The sequence below is a fragment of the Phaeodactylibacter xiamenensis genome (genome assembly GCF_000759025.1).
Taxonomy (GTDB): Bacteria; Bacteroidota; Bacteroidia; order Chitinophagales; family Saprospiraceae; genus Phaeodactylibacter; species Phaeodactylibacter xiamenensis.
Window position 1 is genome coordinate 1 of sequence record NZ_JPOS01000091.1, and the last position, 778, is coordinate 778.

Sequence of the window (778 nt, forward strand, 5' to 3'; positions counted from 1 at the left end):
GGGGCATTGCAGAGGTTCCACTTCGGTTCTACCTCCCAATCGTAGTAAAAGCCAAACTTCGTCAGCGGCTCATTGGCAAAGCTGGCACCGATGGACTTTTCCGGCACGGCAATAATCGCCTGCTGAATTCCTTGCTTGTTCAGCTTGTCCAGCGCAATAAACATCAGCGCCCGGCTCTTGCCCGATGCTGGGGGTGACTTGAGGAGCAGGTATTGCTCGCCCCGCTTTTCGTAGGCTTTCTCCTGCATGGCGCGCATGCCCAGCTCATTGGAGGTGATGGAGCTGCCCGTACTTTTGTAGTGGACGGCTACCGAGGGGATGTCTTTTTTAGGGGTCATGCTTGTACTTTTTTATGATAACTGCCAAAGGAGACGCTGTATCCAGCCTCGTCTTCAATTCTCATAAGTTTGAGATAGTGTGACCAGCTTAGGAATGGTTCAATAATAAAAGCCATTCCTTAACCGAAAATCAGGACGTTCAGATTTCCGAGACAGTGTCTCGGATTTTGAGTATGTCAAATAGAACCGTCTCATGTTCTCCAGGTTATCCGTCGAGAAGCCTCTGCCAAAATCTTGAGACAAGCGCCTGGACAGCCCTTTTAGAATTCCTTTGCCATATTCTGCTCGTTCTTTTCCACCTTGCTCATTTTCCACGATGATCCGCCCGATTTCGTAATAGGTGACGACCATCGTCTGATTGACCTGACTGACTACTTTTCTTCTCGCAAGGGAAAGCAATTCCCCTATTTGAGCGTAGAGCTTTTCTTCTAAATTACGGT

At 48.6% G+C, this 778-nt stretch carries 1 protein-coding gene and 1 pseudogene; both read right to left on the bottom strand.

Translation table 11 applies throughout. From position 1 onward, the window contains the following. Window positions 1–338: pseudogene (locus tag IX84_RS27675) on the bottom strand (DEAD/DEAH box helicase family protein); the annotation flags it as partial. 99 nt (window positions 339–437) lie between these two features. After that, window positions 438–778 (bottom strand): DUF1016 N-terminal domain-containing protein (locus IX84_RS27680; RefSeq protein WP_044229048.1); only part of this gene is annotated, 341 nt, incomplete at its 5' end.